Here is a 20,286-nt window from a genome sequence, read left to right on the forward strand (position 1 = left end):
TAAACTCGTCTGCCAACGGTTTTACTACGCATTTCGCGAGAGACACATCATTTTATGAATCAAGGAAAACACCATGCGTATCGAACAAGAACTTAAGTTAGGTTTTAAAGACGTACTCTTCCGTCCGAAGCGTTCTACCCTTAAAAGCCGTTCTCAAGTTGAATTAACCCGCGATTTTACATTCAAGCATAGCGGTCGTCAATGGTCTGGTACTCCAGTAATTGCTGCGAACATGGATTCGGTAGCAAGCTTTGAAATGGCAGCTGCTCTAGCAGAGCACGGTGTGATGACTGCGGTACACAAACACTACACAGTAGAGCAGTGGGCTGAGTTTGCTAAAACAGCAGACAAGAAAACACTGAACAATGTATTTGTTTCAACGGGTACATCTGAAGCTGAGTTTGAGAAAGTTAAGAAGATCATGGCGCTTAGCGAAGACTTCGTATTTATCTGTATTGATATCGCTAACGGCTACTCAGAGCATCTAGTTGATTACGTGCAAAAAGTACGTGCTGAATTCCCAAACAAAGTTATCTCTGCCGGTAACGTTGTAACCGGTGATATGGTTGAAGAGCTAATCCTAGCGGGCGCAGACATTGTTAAGGTTGGTATCGGCCCGGGTTCGGTTTGTACTACACGTGTTAAAACAGGCGTAGGTTACCCTCAACTTTCTGCAATCATCGAGTGTGGCGACGCGGCACACGGCCTTGGCGGCATGATCATCGGTGACGGTGGCTGTTCATGTGCGGGTGACGTATCTAAAGCGTTCGGCGGCGGTGCTGACTTCGTAATGCTAGGCGGCATGCTAGCAGGTCACTCTGAGTCAGGCGGTGAAGTTGTAGAGCAAGACGGCAAGCAATACATGAAGTTCTATGGAATGTCATCTCAGTCGGCTATGGACAAGCACTCAGGTGGTGTTGCTAAATACCGTGCTGCGGAAGGTAAAACTGTTTTACTTCCATACCGTGGTTCAGTTCACAACACAATTTCTGACATCCTTGGTGGTGTACGTTCAACTTGTACATACGTAGGCGCAGCAAAGCTTAAAGAGCTAACTAAGCGTACGACTTTCATCCGTGTACAAGAGCAAGAGAACAACGTGTTCGGTAAAGAGTAACCTGAACGAATTCGAATAGTTCGAAAATCAAGGGCCGCTTTTGCGGCTCTTTTTTTGTTCGGGGACAAAAGCTACGATTGTTGTGCGAATAGAGTTGCTAAGAGCAATAAAAATTATCTTGCCGCTTAGAGCTACCGGCAATATCGTTTGAACTCAGATTTATGTTCGGTCAACCGGATAAGTCCTTTATTCGTTGTGTGTTGCGACTTGGTTTCAAGTTACTAGGAATCAAAGAAGGCGAAAGCCGCTACCAACAGCGCAAAGGTGTTTATCAGTTAGTCGACCAGAAAGGTAACTTCGAGCGTAAGACCGACCAAGCCGACAAGCTTGAATGCCTTACTCAACAAATCAAAATACTAGAAAATCGAATCGCTGAAATTGATGGGAACCACACCGAAACCGTCAAAGGCGCCAGAACCATCAAAGCGAAGAACATCACCGAAGACGTCGACACCATCAAGTTCAATGGTGGAAAAGGCGTTTGCACCGGCGCAAGCATTTGCCCCTTCATGGGTAAACCGCATGTTGATGTATCATCCGCCGTTTATGCGGGAAAAGACTAATGGCATTAAGTAAAACATCACTGATACAGAAGCTAGAAACCGAACTGAAAGCCCAGGGCTTTGTGCTCGATGGTGAATCCGCCATGGTAGGCATGATGGCAGAAGCAATTGCGAATGCTGTAGTCGATGAGATCACTCAGAATGCTATTGTGGTTGTAGATGCTGGTAGTTCTTCTGGTACATATAAAATGAAATAGCAGAATATAGATTCTACAATGTGAATAAATATAAAAGCCGAGCGTTTATACTCGGAAAAAATTTAACTCCAACCTTTTATTTTTTCCAAGTAATTTACAACATGCAATGAAGTAAAAGAAAAAAAGCTTATAAAAACAGCATTTATCCCAGCACTGTATCTCATAAAACCATAATATTCATTGTTATTTAATAATAGAGTTGTCAAAAAGCTCAAAATAAAAACGATTAGAGCGATAAGAGAGTACTTGCATATTTTATATATTGACATTGTTTTATGGACCTATATGGTATTGATTCTTATTTGCATTCTCAGTTAAAAGTGTGTGAGATGTCAAGGTTATTGTTTTTATTGTCATTTTTTTATGTTCAGCAAGTGCTTCTGCTTGTTTTCCGTTAACCCAAAATACTACGTATAAGTTAGTAGGTGGTGTCGAGTATTGCTTAGAATCAGAGTACCAATTCGTATATGTTCATAATTCAAAATATAGCACAGGAATTGTCGAGCTATCTGATATAAATAGAAAGGTTTTTGATCTTATTTATTCTGGAGAAAGCGCTAAAGTTCCAGACCAATTCAAAATTACCGCTTTTGAGGATATTCAACTTACTGTACTGGATGGTTATCTATATATCGAGAACGCTCCTAAAAGTCGCAAAAAACGGTCTTTACCTAATATAGGAGTAGCAGTTGTTTCTAATTTAAGTGGTTCTGTTGGCACTAGTTTAGCCGGAGGATCTGATGTGCAGGTTATGCCGACAATTGTCGGGACTGTTATTGGTACCGGAGTAGGAGTCGCAACAGGGCCTCTAGCTCCAATAGTAGGGCCATTAGTGAGTGGTGCTATAACACAGAATATTGTTGGTACTCAAGGCAAACCACCACCGCCTTTGACAATAATCAGTACTACTTCAGCCCCTAACACCAACTCAAGTTTTGTTCCTAGACCTTTTACTAGTTCTAACGGTAGTGGCGGAGGTGGAGCTAGTAGTGGCAGTAGTGGTTTTGGCGGCGGTGGTGGTGGTGGTGAGTGTACCGAATGCCATAGCTAGCATAAAGATACGGGTATCGAACAAATGAGGTGCTGGTCAAGATCCCCCCCGAACTTGACCTATCCAAACGCAGCAAGCAAAGGCGTTTGGGTTAGGTATAAATACATTTGCTGTGTAAATGCTAAGTAAGGTTATGGGTACTGGTTCGCTCGCAAAAGTGGCGGCATTCATTGTAAAACAGCGTTATTCATGGGTGTAAATCGTCGTTTATCACTGTTTTTATATACATTAATTTAGAGCTAAATAATTGATTTTATTTTGATTGTTGTGTTTTTTATTAAGTTATACGGTATGTCTTCCCAGTCGGCTATGGACAAGCACTCAGGTGGTGTTGCTAAGTACCGTGCTGCGGAAGGTAAAACTGTTTTACTTCCATACCGTGGTTCTGTTCACAACACAATTTCTGACATCCTTGGTGGTGTACGTTCAACTTGTACATACGTAGGCGCAGCAAAGCTTAAAGAGCTAACTAAGCGTACGACTTTCATCCGTGTACAAGAGCAAGAGAACAACGTATTCGGTAAAGAGTAATCTGAACGAATTCGAATAGTTTGAAAATCAAGAGCCGCTTTTGCGGCTCTTTTTGTTTGGGACTCGAAAATACATTATTGCCCCGAAATGTGTTGGATAGGTGGTTGTCTGTTTCAAAACAATGATGTGCTACGTGCTAGACGTCTCTTAAGTGCTCGAAATATTAATTTTCAACCTAATTTTGCATAGCCAAATTAGGTATAAAAGCTTTTACTCTTATCAATGAACCATTGAGTTGCTTTACCATGCGTTGGGCTAGTAACACGATCAACTTGTAGCAACCAATCTTTTTCTTCGCCAGCAATTTCTAATTCTCTTAAATCACTGTGATGATTTATTACGTGATGTGGCAACAAGCTCCAGTTATTATTGAGCTTTATTAGCTCAATAACTCCCTCTAAATTATTCACTATGGAGTCAGACCTTGATAATGGGGTGTTGTAGTGTAATCGGGAATCTTTCAATAACACTTGGTGGTAATTTTTTATCTTGTTAAATATGACGTTAGAACTCGATAGTAAGGGATGTAAGTGGTGGACGGCTATCGAGAATGAAATATAACCAATCGAACCAAGATCCACGTTCCTTGGAGGCTCTTGGCCCCAAAGCATAAAGCCAATATCAGCTTCGTTTTTGGCAACCATATCAGCAACAAGGCTATTTTCGACAACGTTTAAATTGAGTTGTGTGAAAGGAAAAAGTGCATAAAACTCTTTTAACGCCTCGTAAAATTTAGGCGTGAGCAATAACGCATTTATTGCGATGGTCAGCTTATCTTCGACACCTGAGCTAAATGCCTTCATCATATTGTCTATTTGGTAGGCATCGTTCAGTAGACTCATCGAGTATGAATAAAGGCGCTTGCCCTGTGGTGTTAACTGTGGGGTGCGGGATGAGCGATCAAAGATAATTGTGTCAGTATCAATTTCTAAGTTGGCAATTGCGGTACTGATGGCTGATTGTGCTTTTCCCAACTTTCTCGCAGCGGCGGAGAAAGAACCACATTCTACACATGTAACTAAGGTTTCTAATTGCTGAAGTGTAAACATTATAAACCATCTATTTTTTAGATAATAACTAACTATATGATATCACCTTTGTAGATAATAATGTGGCATCACAAGATAAATTGATGGTTTACAATATGAACAACTTGAAGCAAAAAGAACAAACTACGACTCAAAAAGAGCTAGACGATCTAAGAGCTCGCTTAAATCAGAACTCGTTAGTAATGCAGAAAGCGTCCAAAAAGGCAGACTCTACAGAGATGATGGCAGGGGTTCTTAAAACCATTGGGACGTTTGAGAAAAGCTAATACTGAAAACGTATATGTTTGCATCGAGTATTAAAGAGCTCAAAAGCGCAGCATCACCTATGATCCGACAAGCAACATAACAAGTTATTAAGGCTCCAAAATACTTTTTCTAATCTGATAAAGACGATTTAGTGCCCCTTTCCTAAATTGTTTCTGTCCAGAAATATGTTTTAGATATGTGGATAATTACGAATATCTAACCTTGGTATCAATCCACAAAAGATTATCAAATTTTTAATTTTCAACATAAAGAGCCGCTTTTTAGCGGCTCTTTATGTTTGAGGTGTATTGCTATTTCGGACAATTAAGTCTCAACGATCTTCTACTTCGCATAATTCGAAGGAAATAGTGCTCGTTTCGCTTCTTCATCACGTTCGGTTTTAAATTCAACGTCTTTGCCGATTTCACGCGCACGCAGTGCGGCTGGGCGAGTGTTGATTGCGTTAAACCAGCGCTTCAAGTTCGGGTAAGGATCTAGGCCTTCTTCACCAAGCACGAACGGTGCTTTATCAATCCAACCCCATGCCGCGACATCGACAATGGTGTATTCATTTCCGACGAAAAACTCACGACCTTCCATATGCTTTTCTAACACTTCGTAGTGACGTTGTGCTTCACGTAGATAACGGTTCACGGCGTAGTCTAGGCCTGCTGGCGCAGCATGGCGGAAGTGTACCGATTGGCCAGAGTATGGACCAAGACCGCTCGCGATGAACATCATCCAAGATAGAAGTTCTGCTCTGTCTTCTGGTTGTCCCGCTAGCTTGCCAGTTTTCTCTGATAGGTAAAGAAGGATAGCGTTCGAATCGAATACACGTTGCCCATCGTCTTCAATCGCTGGCGTTTTACCGTTCGGGTTAATCAAACGATATTCTGGCGTATGTTGATCGCCCTTTAAGGTATCAACAGGAACCAGTTCAAAATCTAGGCCTGTCTCTTCTAGAAACAGAGCGATCTTCATTGGGTTGGGTGTTTGGTGAAAATAGAACTTAAGCATGGGGTAACTCCTTGTATTGGTAATTCATTAAAACACCACTTGAACGATCGTTCAACAATTAATTTTGAATGACTTCAAAATACGCCGATTCGCATTCAACCTCTATGTCTCAATAACTTCGTTATCTAAACGTGAATCAGCATAGAATTATCTAGTGTGTTGGTTGTTAACTTGTTGAAAAAATGACCTTAAAGCTGCTTCTTCAATTCGTTGTTTTATACGGAGTTTGGATTTTTGATTGGTGCTTCACGGTTTTTTAATACTAGGGGCTTACATTGGTGAGCAAATCTGATGTGAACACTTAACGACACAGGATCTTTCCATGAAAAAGAACATTATCGCCCTCGCTCTTGGTGGCATGCTCGCTTTTGGCGCAACACCTTATTCTTTTGCTGCTAACGATGGCGCAGTACAGGCTTCAGCGGATTACGCGCAGTTGGTGACTAAGCGACAAGTTGTCGACCAATTACTTCTTGATGCGTTGCAGGCGTTTAAGTCTCCGGCAAGAATTTCTCACGCGGGCTTCACGGCTAAAATGCCAAGCAACATGGAAATTGTGACTAACCGATTGTTAGAAGCGTACCAGCTAGAACCTTACCGTACTGACTTGTTGATCTCGGCAGCGAACGCTCAGATCTACAACAAGAACGCAGAGCGCGCTATTGAGTTGTTTGAACAAGCACTGACGGTTGCGCCAGACGATGTCGACCTTCATGCGTATCTAGCGGTTTGGCAGCGATTTGATGGCAATGAAAGTGAATCGAATAAGCACATGCAGAAGCTGGAAAACCTGAACAAAGGTAAAGCAGAAGACATCAAACGTATTTTTGCAACGGTCGACCGCGTGTTAGAAACACCTCTTAAAGAGTCTGCGGATAAGGGACTGTTGAGCGACCACGGTGCCATCGTCACTTTGGGTTACGCGCTTAACCCTGATGGTTCTATGCATGAGATTTTGATTGAACGTCTTGAAACGACACTGGCAATGTCCAAAGCCAACCCGGATGCGATGATTGTATTAACGGGTGGCGTGCCTAAGAATCACAAGACAGAAGGCAAGTTGATGGCGAATTGGCTTATCTCGAAAGGGGTGAGTAAAGACCGCATCATTGAAGAGAACTACGCTACTAGCACGGTAGGTAATGCCTTGTTCAGTAGCTATGCGCTTGCTCGCCATAATATTAAACATGCGACCATTATTAGCTCGGCGAGCCATGTTCGCCGTGGTCAAACCTTGTTTGAAATTGCGAGTTGGCAAACTGGTCCTCAAGGCATTACCTTCGATACGGTTTCTTACCCAGACAAGCCGCTAGAAAGTCTTAAGAAAGCGAGCAGTGGTGAGCTATTAGGTATATACCGTGATGCTCTAAGAACTTATGGCATGTGGAGCTACCGTTCTTACCCACTGGAATCTCGTTAAGCCTAAGCATTATTTGCGTTTGGGAAAAGTGCGGTTCGCGTTAAACCAAAGCGTCACTTGTTAGTACAATCGAGCACAGCTAGATGGTATGCTGTGCTCCTATTTAATTTAGTGTTTCAAAGGCGAAAAAATGAACCCGATTTTAGCGATGTTGAAAGAGAACAATATTAGCGACGAGCAGATCAGTGAGCTATTCAAAACGCTGACAGAGAACCCTCTTGCAGCAATGGCGACAATCAGCCAACTTGGTTTACCTCAAGACAAACTTCAAATGCTGATGGGTCAGGTAATGCAAAACCCTGCGCTAATCAAAGAAGCAGTTGAAGAGCTTGGCCTAGATTTTTCTAAGGTTGAAGCGGCTAAAGAGCAACTTCAAAAATAAGTGAGTTTGATTGAGCTGATATCGTCTTAGCTTAATCCACATTCAATAAAAAGGTCGTTTAAGTTCAGCAACAGGCTGTTTTAACGGCCTTTTTTGATCTTGGGGGCGATTATTAACTTCGATCAAGTTGCTTTCAATCCCAGCCTCCCATTTTCTACTCCACGACTATTTGAACATAATTGACAGTACTCTTGCCAAATATGCATTGCTACTGACAAATTGCTTACTAGACTTAATTAATCTGTGTGCGACCTGATATGTGCACCTTGATGAACAGAGTTTTTGGATGAAGAAAGCCCTCAATAATAGGGCTAACCGATTTTGGCCATAAGCGCGGTTTATCTATGAGTCACATTAAGGAAATGAATAAGAGGGCAACAAACTAAGCCCTTTATTGAGCAGTGATTTATAGGAAGCTAGTTATGGAGTATTTAAAAGAAACCGCTTTAGTGAGCCTTGTGTTGGCAGGGCTTGTTGGTTGTGGTGGTGATTCAGGTTCATCAAGCAGCACGACACCCATTACCTTGAGCGTGAGTGATGCGCCCATTGATGATGTTAAAGACGTCACTGTGACATTCAGTAAGGTCGCTTTACTTCCTCAAGGGGGAGGTTCGCCTCTGATTTATGATGTGTATAAAATGGACGAAAACGGCGACTACGTTGATGAAAATGGCGATCCATTGCCAGATGGTGAGGACCCTATTCCTTTAAGTGTGAATTTGTTGGATTACCAAGGCAGCGATGCGCTTCCTTTGATTGAAAATGAGGTCATTCCGGTAGGCAGATATAAGTTGTGTGTTTTTGCGAATGATGGCGATCATCCAACAGATCCATCTTACGTGGTAGAAAATGATGATACGAATCATGAGTTAACGGTGAAAGGTGAAGGTGCGTGTCCGCAAGGTGTGGGTAAAGAAGATAACGCTGGCGTACTTTACTTTAATAACTCATTTAATGTGAACCAACAAAGCAACGATTTTGTTGTCGAGTTCGACCTTCGACGTGGCCTAAAGAACAGTTCGACTTTCCCTGATTACACCATTCAAAGAACGTCTGTAAGCCTTATCAATACGGTTGAGACAGGAAACATTGAAGGCACTGTTGAACTTTCTACTTATGACACTTGTAACGGTGGTGATAATACCTTTGTTCAGGCAGTCTACTTGTATGAAGGTAATGTTGAACAAGCTGACATGGCTCCGATTGGCGGCAGTGATGAAGTGAAACCGATTACTTCAGCATCAGTGACAATCAATCAAGCACAGACCAACTATGAGTTTTCCCTTGGTTTCATCGACCCAGGTACTTACTCATTGGGTTATACCTGTACTGCGCAGTTCGACAGTGATGAAGACAATGCAGATCCGGTTGCTGATGGTTTTGAAATCTATGATGTTCAAAATAGTGTTCAGGTATTGGTTGGTCAAGACAGCCAAGTGTCATTCTAACCTATATGTGAATTATGCTTTTTAATCAAAACGGCCTCTCATTTGGAGGCCGTTTTTGATCATGTCACCTAGCTAGCATGAATTTGATGCGCATTGAGTGTGACTCTAGGGAAGTGATAATGTAACTTTGTATCTCTTACTATAACCTAGCGAAATGTACTCTGGCGTTGATTATGAAATCTAGCTTAAGCATTCGATCTTATACCAAGCAATTTAATACTCATGCTCATGATGACCATCACCAACTGGTATTGCCAATCCAAGGCAGTATCAATATCGAGATGGTGGGGTATATCGGCAAAGTGGCCGTGGGAGAATGTGTGGTGATTCCGGTAACCACAGCGCATGCGTTTAAGGCGGATGAAGCAGCGCGGTTTATTGTCGCGGATATGGCGGAGTTGCCGCAGCACTTGTTGGAGCATGAGCTTTCGGTTTTCACGATAACACCACCTTTGATGAGCTTTCTGCTGTTTGTTGAGAAGCAGCTGGAGTATCAGGTCGATAGTGGTATTGAGTCATCAATCTTGGATGTGTTTTCACTGCTGTTAGAGCAACAACAAGTGAGCAAGAGCATTGACCCTCGAATCCGTGCGGTACAAAGGTTGATTGCGGATAACTACACGCAGCCGTTATCCATTTCACAACTTGCTGAAACGGCCTGTTTGAGCCCCACTCAGTTTAAGAAACGATTTAAAGAGTGCCTTGGTATCAGTGCGCTTAAATACATCACTCGATATCGCATGGAGAAAGCCCAAGCCTTGTTAACCCACACCGATTTACCGGTTCAATTGATCGCTGAAAATGTGGGGTATAGTGATGTTTCTGCTTTCAGTCGCCGTTTCTCTCAGCACTTTGGAATGTCCCCAAGGGCGTTTCTAGGCTCAATAAAAGAGAGTCTTTAGAAACAACAATAGCGTCCTTTCAGCAAATTAACTTTTATCAATCTTCACTATTATCTATTTCAGAAATGAAAATTGGGTAATAGAAATGAATCTTGCCATCAATCGCGTTAACGAATTCCAAACGGGCACTTTAGCCATCTTGTTTGCTTCTATTTTATGGGGCACGACAGGCACTGCCGCAAGTTTTGCACCTGATCTAAGCCCATTAGCGATTGGTGCTTTCTCTATGGGCGTCGGTGGTCTATTGCAAGCGGGTTTGGCGTATCGAAAAATCCTATTCGCTTTCGACAAACTTTTGCAGAACAAGAAGTTGTTGGCTGTGAGCGCTTTGGCTTTGGCGGTCTACCCTTTAGCTTTCTATTCTTCAATGAAATTATCAGGTGTAGCGATTGGTACAGTCGTTTCGATTGCGACCGCACCCTTCTTTTCTGCATTGTTAGAGTGTCTGATTAGCAAAAAAAATAACATCAACAAACGTTGGCTCACTAGCTTTGCGATTGGTGTGGTGGGTATTGGGCTGTTGGTGTTTTCAGAATCTTCATCGGCGAATGAATCCGGTGATGATCTCAAGCTGTTGGGTATTACTTTAGGTCTACTCGCAGGGTTGTGTTACGCCATTTATTCTTGGGCGACAAAAGCACTGATAGACAAGGACACTAAGTCTCAAGCGGCGATGGGCAGTATTTTTGGCCTTGGTGCGATGCTGTTGCTGCCAACGCTCTGGTTTACTGGTGAGAACCTGTTTTCCTCGCAGACTAACGTGTTAGTCATCAGTTATCTGACGTTAATCCCACAATGCTTGGGCTATGTAGCATTCAGTTTTGGTTTACGCCATGTGACCGCGAGCAGTGCCAACCTGCTGACTCTGTTTGAACCGGTGGTTGCAGCGGTGCTTGCCGTCTGCGTTGTCGGTGAGCTGATTCCCTTTACAGGCTGGCTAGGTATGTCTCTGATTGTGCTGTGCTTGTTTATGCAGTCGAAGCCATCTAAAGGAACGTTATAAGTATTTTTTTATTGAGCCTAATTGAAATTTATTTATGTGTAATTCTTATAATTGAATAAAAGGAGTATCTCAGTTGCAAGAGTGCTGTTACTATCACTATCAATAGTCGGGGGGCATATACCTTAATTGGTGTTTGCTGAGATCGTTATTCGAGACCCGTTGAACCTGATTCAGTTAACACTGGCGTAGGGAACTATAAGCACTCGATCTACGTCTGCACCCATGAACGCTTTCATGAGTTTAATGCGGCATTTCCTACGGTTAGTGTTGGTTCTCCTACGTCTTGCAAGATAGTAGGAGCGACAATGACACACAGTTCTATTCCACCAACCTTAACTCCAAGACCCTCAACTTGTCAGATCTCTATTGACAGTTCGATTCGATCAAACACTCCAATTGTTTTAACCATCGCGGGCTCTGACAGTGGTGGCGGCGCAGGTATTCAGGCAGACATCAAAGCCATGTCTGCAACCGGTAGTTTTGCTTGTTCTGTGATTACCGCTATTACTTCCCAGAACACTCAAGGCGTTTCTGCCATTTTTCCTATCCCGCTCGACCACGTAACAAGCCAATTAGATGCGGTTTTCACTGATCTGAATATAGTGGCGGTAAAAGTTGGTATGTTGGCTGATTCGCAAATCATCAAAATTGTCGCGGATAAAATTAAACAGTACCAACCCAAGTACCTCGTCATTGACCCTGTAATGGTGGCAACCAGCGGTGACTTGCTGTTAGAAACCTCTGCCATTAGTACATTAAAGCAAGAGCTGATTCCGCTAGCAGACATCATTACGCCTAACTTGCCGGAAGGCGCGGCACTGACGGGGAAAGCTGTGCCTGAAAGCGAAGCGGAAATGAAGGGAATGATTGAAGACCTACGCACACTGGGTGCTAAAGCCGTTCTTCTCAAAGGCGGCCACTTAGAGAAAGATGAAAACAGTAACGATCTACTGATTCTGACGACGACGTCTGCCTTGATTAGCGCGAAGCGTTTCCCGACTAAAAATACCCACGGCACGGGCTGTACGCTTTCATCTGCTATTGCTTCTTTCTTGGCCCAAGGCAACACGCTGCCAGAGGCTGTCGACCTAGGTAAGCAATACATTTCTCGCGCGATTGCTCATGCTGATGAGTTGCAAGTCGGCCAAGGCCATGGCCCGGTAAACCACTTCTTCGCTGGACACGGCAATGTCCGTTAATACGGTTGGTGTTCAGCTCAGCAATGCCTCCTTACGTTATAACGACAGTGAACACGCGACTTTGTCTGGGCTGTCGCTTTGCTTAAACGCAGGTAAGTGGACAGTATTGCTGGGTCGAAGTGGCTGCGGAAAAACCACCGTATTGCGTTATCTGGCAGGCTTACTGGACGATAAGGTGGAGTGGCAGGGCGCATTGGCAACGTCTGATGAATTGCCTTTAATGGACCGCATCGCTTACATGGCGCAGCAGGACTTGTTACTGCCATGGTTGTCGGTTATCGATAATGTTTGCCTGAGTCACCGTTTTCAAAATCCCGCAGCCAAGCATCAAAGCCAAGCATCCAATAAACAAGCTCAAACCAACCAAGCATTGGATTTGTTGACTTCGGTTGGTCTGGCCAATTACGCGAATGCGATGCCAGATCAATTGTCTGGTGGTATGCGTCAACGTGTTGCTTTGGCTCGAACCTTAATGCAAGACAAGCCAGTCGTGCTGATGGATGAGCCTTTCTCTGCGCTGGATGCGGTAACAAGGCATAAGCTACAAAGCTTAGCGTGTGAACTATTGATAAATAAAACCGTTGTGTTGATCACCCATGATCCACAAGAGGCGGTGCGATTGGCGGATAACTTGTATGTGTTGCAAGGTACACCTGCGAGCGCCCAGTCATTATCTGTGCCTAATACAGCGACACCAAGAGTGTTAGACGGTAAATGTGCTGAGTTACAACAAGCGATCATAGAGCAGTTGGAGCGTGACTATGAATGATCTAACGCGAAGTGAAGCTGTGGCTAGCTCAAAGATAGAGAACGTAGCAGTGCAAAGTTCAGGGGTAGAAAGTTCAACCGAGACACAAACCAAACTTGCTCGCCCTCGACAGATGAGTCCCGTTATGCGGTTGCTTATCAGCAGTGCTGTGATTCTTGGTTTATGGCAAATGGTGGTGGTTATCTTCGAGATGCCGAGCTTTATTCTGCCAGCGCCCGCAGAAGTCTCTATTAAGCTAATCGAACGTTACGATGTGTTACTCAAGCACACTTGGGTGACAGCACAAGAGATTTTACTTGGGTTACTACTGGGTTTGTCGATGGGGTTATTCTTCGCTCTGCAGATGTTGATGTTCGAACCGCTAAAACGTTGGCTGTTGCCTATCTTAATCGCTAGCCAAGCCATTCCTGTATTTGCTATCGCGCCAGTACTGATGCTGTGGCTGGGTTATGGCATCGCGTCAAAAGTGGTGATGGCGGCGATCATTATCTTCTTCCCCGTGACGACCTGTTGCTATGACGGCCTGCGTAATACACCGACAGGTTATCTTGATCTTGCCAAGACGATGGGTGCATCGAAATGGCAACTGCTCCGCCATATCCAACTGCCTGCTGCATTGCCAACCTTAGCATCTGGCATTCGTGTGGCTGTGGTGATTGCGCCAATTGGTGCAGTCGTTGGGGAGTGGGTTGGTTCGAGTGAGGGGCTGGGTTACCTAATGCTGCAAGCCAACGCGCGCATGATCATTGATGAGATGTTTGCGGCCTTGTTCATCTTGGCGGTGCTGTCTATCTCGCTCTACTTCGTTACAGATAAATTACTCAAAAAAGCCATCCCTTGGGAGAACCAATGATGGCTTGCTCAATAACACTTGTTTAATAAGGTTTCGTTTAATAAAGACTGTTTAATAAAGCTTCGCTCAACATAAGAATAATATTCAAAAGGAAAGGTTAACTGTGAAAAATACAAAATTGATAGGTGCAGTGGCACTGCTTGCTTCATTGGTTTCAGGTCATGCTCTCGCTGACTCTGAACAAAAGAAGCTGACGCTGATGTTGGATTGGTTTGTGAACCCGAACCACGGCCCAATTGTTATTGCCCAAGAGCGTGGTTACTTTGCTGACCAAGGTTTAGAGGTTGAAATCCAAGAGCCAGCCGACCCAAGCACACCAGCAAAACTGGTCGCGGCAGGTAAGGTCGATTTAGCCGTAACTTACCAACCAAGTTTAACCATGGATGTGGCAGCTGGCCTTCCTTTAGTTCGTGCATCAACCCTTATCGCGACGCCACTAAACACACTAATGGTGCTGGATAATGGCAAGAACGATTCATTAGCGGATCTGAAAGGCAAGAAGATCGGTATTGCGATTGCAGGTAATGAAGAAGCGACTATCGGCACCATGCTAGCTCAAGAAAATGTTGCGTTTACAGACGTGCAAACCATCAATGTTGGTTGGGCACTGTCATCTTCATTGGCATCGGGCAAGGTAGACGCAATCTGGGGTGGCCTACGTAACTTCGAAACCAACCAACTAGCCCTTGAAGGCTTTAAAGCCAAAGCGTTCTTCCCTGAAGAGCACGGTGTACCAGCTTATGATGAGCTGATCTTTGTGGCTAACGCAAAGCAGCGCGATGATGAAGCGATCAAAGCGTTCAACAAAGCACTCGAACAGGCAACCACTTACATTGTGAACCATCCACAAGATTCATGGATCGAGTTTGTGGCGTATTCACCAGATACGTTGAATAACGAGCTTAACCGACGCGCATGGAACGACACGCTGACTCGCTTTGCACTTCGCCCTTCAGCAGTGGACATGAAGCGTTACGATGATTACGCGCAGTTCATGTTCGACAAAGGCATTATTAAATCACTACCAAAAACCGCTGATTACGTACCGACTTTTGACTAAGGAATCTCATGAAATCCCAAGACTTAATCCAAGCCTGCCAGCAAGATTGGCAAGACTACACTGAGCATGATTTTGTTAAAACGTTGGCAAACGGCACGCTCGCTCAACCCTGTTTTCTGCATTATTTGAAGCAAGATTTTCTGTTCTTAAAACAGTATGCTCGCGCTTATGCATTGGCAATTTACAAGGCTAAAACACTGGCTGATATGCGTCGTGCACTGCCAAGTGTTCATGCTTTGCTAGATTCAGAAATCTCTCACCACGTTACCTACTGTGGTCAGTGGGGTTTAACCGAATCTGATCTAGAAAACGAACCTGAAGACTTCGGTACAGTCGCTTACACGCGCTACGTTTTAGATGCGGGTATGACGGGTGATCTGGTCGATCTATATGCGGCACTGGCTCCGTGTTCAATTGGTTATGCCGTGATTGGTAAAGCGCTATTAGAAAGTAGTGATACTGTTTTAGAAGGCAACCCATACGCGAGCTGGCTACAGCTGTATGGTGGAGAAGAGTTCCAGTCTGGCGTTGAAACGGGCGCGGAATATTTCAATCAGCTGCTTGCTGAAATTGATATCAACAGCGAACGCGGCCAAAACATCGTTCATATCTTTAAAACGGCAACGCGTATGGAGGTGGCTTTTTGGCAGCAAGGGCTGAATGCTCTTGATAGTTCACCAGCCGTTTAAAGCGCTTTTAACGAATAAGGATTCCCATGCTAACTGAACAAATCATTCAATCGCTTCGCGCAGTACGAGAGCAAAAGCCACTGGTGGTGAACATCACCAACTACGTCGTGATGAACAATACGGCGAATGCTTTGTTGGCGATTGGTGCATCTCCTATCATGGCGCACTCGCAACAAGAACTGGCTGAGATGATGTCATTCTCTGGCGCTTTGGTGATTAACATTGGTACGCTAGACAGTGTTTGGACGCCAAGAATGCGCTTCGCGGTTGAACAAGCGAGTGCAAACAACAAGGTGGTGGTTCTTGATCCTGTGGGTTGTGGCGCAAGTACGCTGCGTACTGAGACTTCTCGTGAAATTGCACGTTTAGCCGATAAGCTAATCATTCGTGGTAATGCGTCTGAGATCATTGCGCTAGCGGGTGAGCAAGCACAGAGCAAAGGTGTTGATGCACTAGATAGCAGTGATGCCGCATTAGACGCAGCGCAATGCTTAGTGGCTGAATACGGTGCGAATGTGGTGATTTCCGGTGAGACAGATTACGTTGTCACTAAAGATAGCGTTGTGACGTTAAACAATGGGCACCCAATGATGCCGTATGTGACAGGCATGGGTTGTACCTTAACGGCATTGACGGGCGCATTTGCTGCTGTTGGAGATGAAAGTGGTTTGGCGGCAGCGGCGGTATTAGGCGTGGTTGGTGAAATCGCAGCTGAAAACTCACGCGGTCCGGGTAGTTTACAAATGAACTTGCTCGATGAGTTGTATCAATTAGACGAAGAGACTCTGATTCAACGCTTGAAGATTCAGTAGGCTCAATCTAGTTCTAAGCTCAAAACTGATAGTTCTAAGTTAATAGCTCTTAACCAAAAAGAAAGCCCCCGACACTTATGTGCTGGGGCTTTTTATTATTGGTTCAGAACTAGGTCAGCTGTGTTAAAGCTAGTTTTGCTAGGTTCTAAATCGATTCACTTGGCTTTCTAAGTGGTGAGCAACGTCGGTTAAGTCGCTAGCGGCGCCAGAAATGCTGCTGACCGACTCTTGGTTGCTTTGTGCGATGGTATTCGCACCTTGCGCGTTTTCACCCAGTGACTTGGTCAAGCAATCTTGCTCATCAACCGATACTGCAATCTGGCTGTTGGCCTGATTCAAATCTTGGATGTGTTGGTTAATCACATGCAGGTTCTGAGAGGCTTGTTGTGCCTGAGTAGAAGCATCTGAAACCGTGCTGTGGCTAACCTTAATGGATTCTAAGGCATCTTTAGCGCCACGTTGTAATGAGGTGATGAGTTCATCAATCTGGCTTGCTGAATCTTGGGTACGCTTAGCTAAGGTTCTTACTTCATCTGCTACTACTGCGAACCCGCGACCTTGCTCACCCGCACGAGCAGCTTCAATAGCCGCATTCAATGCCAGTAGGTTGGTTTGCTCAGAAACGCCTTTAATTACTTCAAGAATGGCACCAATGTTCATCGACTCTTTGTGTAGGTCAGTCACTTTTTGGCTGCTGACCTGCATGCTTTCATCGGCGCTACCAATCTCATGCAGTGTTTTGTCGACCTCTTTGAGTCCCATTGCCACATTCTCGGTTGCTTGGTTTGCAACTTGAGACGCGTGGTTAGCACTTGCCGCAATTTCTGATGTGCTGGAAGCCAATTGATCAACGGCAGAAGAGATATTGATCATTTCATTGTTCAATTGTGTTGCATTGGTCGAGCTGTTGTTTGTCACCTGATTAAGTGACTCCGACATCTCACCAATACGCACGCTAGAGCGGTTCACTTGACCAACAATATCGCGCAGAGATTCAATGGTGATCTCCATATTGGTCAGCAGTTCGCCAATCTCGTCTTTGCTCTCTATGTTTACTTCAACATTCAGGTTGCCCTGAGAAAGCTCGTTGGTGATCTGTTTAACTTGTGCAATGCCTTTGGTAATAGAACGAGTCACCAGCACGGCGCTTGTCATACCAATGACCAGAGCAACCCCCGTAAGCAAGATGATGATTTGAATCGAGCGTTTTTCACTGGCTTGCAGTACTGGCGTGAGCGCTTGTTTTTGTTGCTCGAGAATACTTTGAGCATCCGCGACTGCAATCGCTAAGCTGTCACCAATAGAGGCGAGGGTAGCGGTTCTTTGCGTGTTCTCAATCATCTGTTGATGAACCTGTTCAAAGCCTTTTGCATACGCTTCGCGCTGGTTAGAGAAGTCTTCAATCAGCTCACTTTGATACGGCGATGATTTAAGAGATTCAATATCACCTTCGATTCCTGGAAGTGAGTATTCAAAGATATCTTTACCCGCTTCATAGGTTTTGAGGTCATTGTTGTTTGAGTAACTGAGTACGGTGATTTTGGCTGCGAGGAAGTTCTCCATCAACATGCCCGCGTATAAGCTCGCGTTTGGATCGTTGTTATTGTATGACTCATACAGCAAGCTCTGAGCCGCTTTCAGTGCGTTGGTTTCTCGTTTGACCATCTCCACATTTACCAATTGGTCAATGAGGAGCTGACTCTGTTTCATTGAGCCATAAGCCGAATCAAATGCCGCAACGTTGTCCTGTACTAATTGCAAGCTCGATAAGCTATCTGTATTGGTGGTTGTTTGGATTAAGTTGTTCAGCAGCTCATCAATCGCGAGTTTGCTTGATTGATAATTCGCCTCATATTGCTCATCCAATGACTCTAAGTAGCGTTCAGAGGCTAAACGCATCTCAAGAAAGTCTACTTGAATGTTACCTGACAATGTCGCCTTGTGGCTAAGATCACTGTATTGGCTAAAGCCATTCGACAAGGTTTGAATACCTTTGTAACTCACAAAGCCTGAAATGACGAAAAAGAGCAAGCAAATGGCATAACCCAGCTTGATCTTGAGCGCTATAGAAAGGTGGCGCATAACTATCCCTATATTTACCTGATTCCTTCATCGCTGAGTATTCCATAAAACAGCATTCTGGGCATGCTTGAAGTGAATATTTTGTGTAATAAGTAATGCTTTAGTTAAAAAGTTCAGGTTTTTCGGTATGCTCTCAACGAGTTGCGTATTTGATGGCGCGTGTGTAATTGAGTTTATTAAGTATCAACTAGCATGCACATTATGCGATTTGTCGGTAAAATAGTAGAAAATCAATTTTATAAATCACCGCCAAAGGCACGCTATGAATCCTTATAAACTCTACTTGGTAACAGACGACCAACAAGATTTAGCAACACTTAAGTTCGTGGTTGAACGAGCGGTCTCAGGTGGCGTCACTATGGTTCAAGTAAGAGAAAAGCATGGAGATGTAAGAGCTTTCATTGAGCGTGCAAAAGCTGTTAAGTCGGTTTTAGCCGGAACGGGTGTACCGCTGATTATTAATGACAGGGTGGACGTTGCATTGGCTGTGGATGCTGATGGTTTACATTTAGGGCAATCGGATATGCCTGCAGTGTTGGCTCGTCAGTTGATTGGCCCAAACAAGATTCTTGGGTTATCGATTGAGACCGATAAGCAGCTACAAGAAGCTGATAGCTTGCCGATTGATTATATTGGCCTCAGCGCGCTGTTTGCTACACCGACTAAGACAAACCTAAAGAAACACTGGGGTTACGAAGGCATTCAAATGGCGTTGGATAGCACTAAGTTACCAATCGTCGGCATTGGCGGAATCAACGAATCGAACATCCCTCAGCTTACTGAAACGGGTATTCATGGATTGGCATTGGTATCAGCGATATGTCACGCCGAAGATCCGAAAGCCGCGACAGAGTATCTGTTGTCTCTTATGAAGTGATGTTGCAAAACTAACGACAATATTAACGCGTCGAACAATCAAGGTTTAGCTTGCTTGCCATTGGTTGTACTGCAGTGAATAGCCACCGAGTTTTTCAATTAAGTTAGTGAGCACGGGTCCATTGATGTGACTTCGTGAAACTAAACAACCCACTGGCGTGAGCCAGCCACCATGTTCATGCGCCACAGGTAGAGCCACTAGCTTTCCTTTCTTAATTCCTTCCATCACCATCATTTCAGGTACATTTGCCCAGCCAACATCCTGTTCAACGAGATCAATGATGGTTCTGTGGTTGTTGGCATACCAAAGCATCGAGCTAATGCCATAGGTGAACCACAGTTCTTGCTGCTTGGAACTGCGATGCACGCATTGGCGGTAACGTTTTAAGTCGGAATCTTGCACTACGGGCATTTGGCTGAGTTCGTGCGTGGCGGAGCTGACAGTCAAAAAGCGTGCTTGGCCAAGTAAGAAGAAGTCCATATCCACCTTAAGTTCACCATCTGCATAGATGATGCCTATCTGCGCTTTTCCGCGTCTCACTAGATCTTCTACATCGAAGGTTGAGGTCGTAATAATATCGAAGTGTGTAATTGGGAACTGATCGGCTAGTGAACTAATTATCTTGATGAAGTTTTTATCAATGATGCTCTCATCAACAGCAATGATCAGTTCGTGCTCGTCTTCCTGTGTCAGCGATTCTACTTTTTGATCGAAGTACTTTTGTTGGTCGAGAATAGACTTAGCGACAGGCAATAACGCTTTACCTGTGTTGGTCAAAACAGGGATGTTTTTCTCTCGGTTAAACAGCTCTTGGTCGATAGCGATCTCTAGGTTAGCGATTGATTGGCTAACGCCGGACTGAGCGCGTTTCAGCTTGCGTGCGGCCGCTGAGAAAGATCCACTTTCACACACAGTGACGAAGACTTTTAGTTGCTCAAAACTGTACATGGTGTCTCTCTCAATTCTAAATAGGGGGATAATATTCAGGCTATCACTATTCGTGATGGTTGTTAACTTTC

General features: G+C 44.3%; 19 protein-coding genes, 3 pseudogenes and 1 riboswitch. Of the genes and pseudogenes, 18 read left to right on the forward strand and 4 right to left on the reverse strand.

Annotation, left to right across the window (positions count from 1 at the left end):
* Nucleotides 1–73 precede the first annotated feature (73 nt).
* The 5 genes and pseudogenes from ACED48_RS14310 to ACED48_RS14330 form a co-directional block, all read left to right on the forward strand.
* On the forward strand, nucleotides 74–1,117 hold the full coding sequence (locus ACED48_RS14310; RefSeq protein ID WP_017058077.1) for a GMP reductase: 1,044 nt from the start codon (nucleotides 74–76) through the stop codon (nucleotides 1,115–1,117).
* A gap of 122 nt (nucleotides 1,118–1,239) precedes the next feature.
* Nucleotides 1,240–1,680 (forward strand): annotated as a pseudogene (locus ACED48_RS14315) (hypothetical protein); the annotation flags it as partial.
* Entirely contained in the window at nucleotides 1,680–1,877 is a 198-nt protein-coding gene (locus tag ACED48_RS14320; RefSeq protein WP_017058079.1) for a hypothetical protein, read from the forward strand. The pseudogene ACED48_RS14315 and the gene ACED48_RS14320, both read left to right, overlap by 1 nt.
* A 751-nt stretch (nucleotides 1,878–2,628) precedes the next feature.
* A complete protein-coding gene (locus ACED48_RS14325) occupies nucleotides 2,629–2,928 on the forward strand; it encodes a hypothetical protein (protein ID WP_139151195.1) in 300 nt (99 codons plus the stop codon).
* A 273-nt stretch (nucleotides 2,929–3,201) separates the two neighbouring features.
* Nucleotides 3,202–3,459: pseudogene (locus ACED48_RS14330) on the forward strand (IMP dehydrogenase); the annotation flags it as partial.
* Nucleotides 3,460–3,653: 194 nt separating this feature from the next.
* Here ACED48_RS14330 and ACED48_RS14335 read toward each other — a convergent pair.
* A complete protein-coding gene (locus tag ACED48_RS14335; protein WP_017058081.1) occupies nucleotides 3,654–4,508 on the reverse strand; it encodes a LysR family transcriptional regulator in 855 nt (284 codons plus the stop codon).
* 95 nt (nucleotides 4,509–4,603) lie between these two features.
* Between ACED48_RS14335 and ACED48_RS14340 the strand changes: the two genes are divergently transcribed.
* The gene (locus tag ACED48_RS14340; RefSeq protein WP_231574729.1) at nucleotides 4,604–4,774 is read left to right on the forward strand and encodes a hypothetical protein; all 171 of its coding nucleotides are present in this window, start codon (nucleotides 4,604–4,606) and stop codon (nucleotides 4,772–4,774) included.
* A 322-nt stretch (nucleotides 4,775–5,096) separates the two neighbouring features.
* On the opposite strand, the gene ACED48_RS14345 is transcribed toward ACED48_RS14340, so the two are convergent.
* Nucleotides 5,097–5,771 (reverse strand): glutathione S-transferase family protein, encoded by a 675-nt coding sequence (locus tag ACED48_RS14345; RefSeq protein ID WP_017058083.1) that lies wholly within the window; start codon nucleotides 5,769–5,771, stop codon nucleotides 5,097–5,099.
* A 322-nt stretch (nucleotides 5,772–6,093) separates the two neighbouring features.
* Between ACED48_RS14345 and ACED48_RS14350 the strand changes: the two genes are divergently transcribed.
* The 11 genes and pseudogenes from ACED48_RS14350 to thiM all read left to right on the forward strand — a co-directional run bounded on the left by ACED48_RS14350 (nucleotide 6,094) and on the right by thiM (nucleotide 16,308).
* Nucleotides 6,094–7,191, forward strand: a complete 1,098-nt coding sequence (locus tag ACED48_RS14350; protein ID WP_017058084.1) for a YdcF family protein — start codon at nucleotides 6,094–6,096, stop codon at nucleotides 7,189–7,191.
* Nucleotides 7,192–7,321: 130 nt separating this feature from the next.
* Nucleotides 7,322–7,573: a DUF2999 family protein gene (locus tag ACED48_RS14355; protein ID WP_004731647.1), complete on the forward strand. Its 252-nt coding sequence runs from the start codon at nucleotides 7,322–7,324 to the stop codon at nucleotides 7,571–7,573.
* 422 nt (nucleotides 7,574–7,995) lie between these two features.
* Nucleotides 7,996–9,021, forward strand: coding sequence for a DUF4382 domain-containing protein (locus ACED48_RS14360; protein WP_017058085.1), 1,026 nt, complete (start codon nucleotides 7,996–7,998; stop codon nucleotides 9,019–9,021).
* Nucleotides 9,022–9,194: 173 nt separating this feature from the next.
* Nucleotides 9,195–9,923 carry an AraC family transcriptional regulator gene (locus ACED48_RS14365; protein WP_017058086.1) on the forward strand — a complete coding sequence of 243 codons (729 nt, stop codon included), beginning with the start codon at nucleotides 9,195–9,197 and terminating at the stop codon, nucleotides 9,921–9,923.
* Between the two features lie 85 nt (nucleotides 9,924–10,008).
* Complete coding sequence (locus tag ACED48_RS14370) at nucleotides 10,009–10,926, forward strand: DMT family transporter (protein WP_017058087.1); 918 nt, start codon at nucleotides 10,009–10,011, stop codon at nucleotides 10,924–10,926.
* Nucleotides 10,927–11,023: 97 nt separating this feature from the next.
* A riboswitch (TPP riboswitch) is annotated at nucleotides 11,024–11,135 on the forward strand.
* Nucleotides 11,136–11,231: 96 nt separating this feature from the next.
* Nucleotides 11,232–12,125 (forward strand): bifunctional hydroxymethylpyrimidine kinase/phosphomethylpyrimidine kinase, encoded by an 894-nt coding sequence (thiD, locus tag ACED48_RS14375; RefSeq protein WP_017058088.1) that lies wholly within the window; start codon nucleotides 11,232–11,234, stop codon nucleotides 12,123–12,125.
* Nucleotides 12,115–12,894, forward strand: a complete 780-nt coding sequence (locus ACED48_RS14380) for an ABC transporter ATP-binding protein (protein ID WP_017058089.1) — start codon at nucleotides 12,115–12,117, stop codon at nucleotides 12,892–12,894. Before thiD ends, ACED48_RS14380 begins: the two co-directional genes overlap by 11 nt.
* Before the next feature lie 118 nt (nucleotides 12,895–13,012).
* Nucleotides 13,013–13,747 (forward strand): annotated as a pseudogene (locus ACED48_RS14385) (ABC transporter permease); the annotation flags it as partial.
* 103 nt (nucleotides 13,748–13,850) lie between these two features.
* Nucleotides 13,851–14,807 (forward strand): ABC transporter substrate-binding protein, encoded by a 957-nt coding sequence (locus ACED48_RS14390; RefSeq protein ID WP_017058091.1) that lies wholly within the window; start codon nucleotides 13,851–13,853, stop codon nucleotides 14,805–14,807.
* An 8-nt stretch (nucleotides 14,808–14,815) separates the two neighbouring features.
* Complete coding sequence (gene tenA / locus ACED48_RS14395; RefSeq protein ID WP_017058092.1) at nucleotides 14,816–15,496, forward strand: thiaminase II; 681 nt, start codon at nucleotides 14,816–14,818, stop codon at nucleotides 15,494–15,496.
* A 26-nt stretch (nucleotides 15,497–15,522) separates the two neighbouring features.
* Nucleotides 15,523–16,308: a hydroxyethylthiazole kinase gene (thiM, locus tag ACED48_RS14400; RefSeq protein WP_017058093.1), complete on the forward strand. Its 786-nt coding sequence runs from the start codon at nucleotides 15,523–15,525 to the stop codon at nucleotides 16,306–16,308.
* Nucleotides 16,309–16,446: 138 nt separating this feature from the next.
* Here thiM and ACED48_RS14405 read toward each other — a convergent pair whose 3' ends face one another.
* Complete coding sequence (locus ACED48_RS14405) at nucleotides 16,447–18,390, reverse strand: methyl-accepting chemotaxis protein (protein ID WP_017058094.1); 1,944 nt, start codon at nucleotides 18,388–18,390, stop codon at nucleotides 16,447–16,449.
* 262 nt (nucleotides 18,391–18,652) lie between these two features.
* Here ACED48_RS14405 and thiE point away from each other — a divergent pair, with 262 nt between their 5' ends.
* Entirely contained in the window at nucleotides 18,653–19,267 is a 615-nt protein-coding gene (gene thiE / locus ACED48_RS14410) for a thiamine phosphate synthase (protein WP_017058095.1), read from the forward strand.
* A 45-nt stretch (nucleotides 19,268–19,312) separates the two neighbouring features.
* On the opposite strand, the gene ACED48_RS14415 is transcribed toward thiE, so the two are convergent.
* Nucleotides 19,313–20,215 carry a LysR family transcriptional regulator gene (locus ACED48_RS14415; RefSeq protein ID WP_017058096.1) on the reverse strand — a complete coding sequence of 301 codons (903 nt, stop codon included), beginning with the start codon at nucleotides 20,213–20,215 and terminating at the stop codon, nucleotides 19,313–19,315.
* Nucleotides 20,216–20,286 lie beyond the last annotated feature (71 nt).

Source organism: Vibrio sp. 5S239 (assembly GCF_041439575.1).
In the GTDB taxonomy this organism is placed as follows: Bacteria; Pseudomonadota; Gammaproteobacteria; order Enterobacterales; family Vibrionaceae; genus Vibrio; species Vibrio kanaloae.

Bases quoted from the DNA above. Each gene is read 5' to 3' on its own strand.
- ACED48_RS14380 (WP_017058089.1), top strand. From the start codon at position 12,115: ATGTCCGTTAATACGGTTGGTGTTCAGCTCAGCAATGCCTCCTTACGT.
- tenA (WP_017058092.1), top strand. From the start codon at position 14,816: ATGAAATCCCAAGACTTAATCCAAGCCTGCCAGCAAGATTGGCAAGAC.
- ACED48_RS14365 (WP_017058086.1), top strand. From the start codon at position 9,195: ATGAAATCTAGCTTAAGCATTCGATCTTATACCAAGCAATTTAATACT.
- ACED48_RS14370 (WP_017058087.1), top strand. From the start codon at position 10,009: ATGAATCTTGCCATCAATCGCGTTAACGAATTCCAAACGGGCACTTTA.
- ACED48_RS14350 (WP_017058084.1), top strand. From the start codon at position 6,094: ATGAAAAAGAACATTATCGCCCTCGCTCTTGGTGGCATGCTCGCTTTT.
- ACED48_RS14360 (WP_017058085.1), top strand. From the start codon at position 7,996: ATGGAGTATTTAAAAGAAACCGCTTTAGTGAGCCTTGTGTTGGCAGGG.
- ACED48_RS14405 (WP_017058094.1), bottom strand. From the start codon at position 18,390: ATGCGCCACCTTTCTATAGCGCTCAAGATCAAGCTGGGTTATGCCATT.
- ACED48_RS14355 (WP_004731647.1), top strand. From the start codon at position 7,322: ATGAACCCGATTTTAGCGATGTTGAAAGAGAACAATATTAGCGACGAG.
- thiE (WP_017058095.1), top strand. From the start codon at position 18,653: ATGAATCCTTATAAACTCTACTTGGTAACAGACGACCAACAAGATTTA.
- ACED48_RS14320 (WP_017058079.1), top strand. From the start codon at position 1,680: ATGGCATTAAGTAAAACATCACTGATACAGAAGCTAGAAACCGAACTG.
- ACED48_RS14415 (WP_017058096.1), bottom strand. From the start codon at position 20,215: ATGTACAGTTTTGAGCAACTAAAAGTCTTCGTCACTGTGTGTGAAAGT.
- ACED48_RS14335 (WP_017058081.1), bottom strand. From the start codon at position 4,508: ATGTTTACACTTCAGCAATTAGAAACCTTAGTTACATGTGTAGAATGT.
- thiD (WP_017058088.1), top strand. From the start codon at position 11,232: ATGACACACAGTTCTATTCCACCAACCTTAACTCCAAGACCCTCAACT.
- ACED48_RS14310 (WP_017058077.1), top strand. From the start codon at position 74: ATGCGTATCGAACAAGAACTTAAGTTAGGTTTTAAAGACGTACTCTTC.
- ACED48_RS14345 (WP_017058083.1), bottom strand. From the start codon at position 5,771: ATGCTTAAGTTCTATTTTCACCAAACACCCAACCCAATGAAGATCGCT.
- ACED48_RS14325 (WP_139151195.1), top strand. From the start codon at position 2,629: ATGCCGACAATTGTCGGGACTGTTATTGGTACCGGAGTAGGAGTCGCA.
- ACED48_RS14340 (WP_231574729.1), top strand. From the start codon at position 4,604: ATGAACAACTTGAAGCAAAAAGAACAAACTACGACTCAAAAAGAGCTA.
- thiM (WP_017058093.1), top strand. From the start codon at position 15,523: ATGCTAACTGAACAAATCATTCAATCGCTTCGCGCAGTACGAGAGCAA.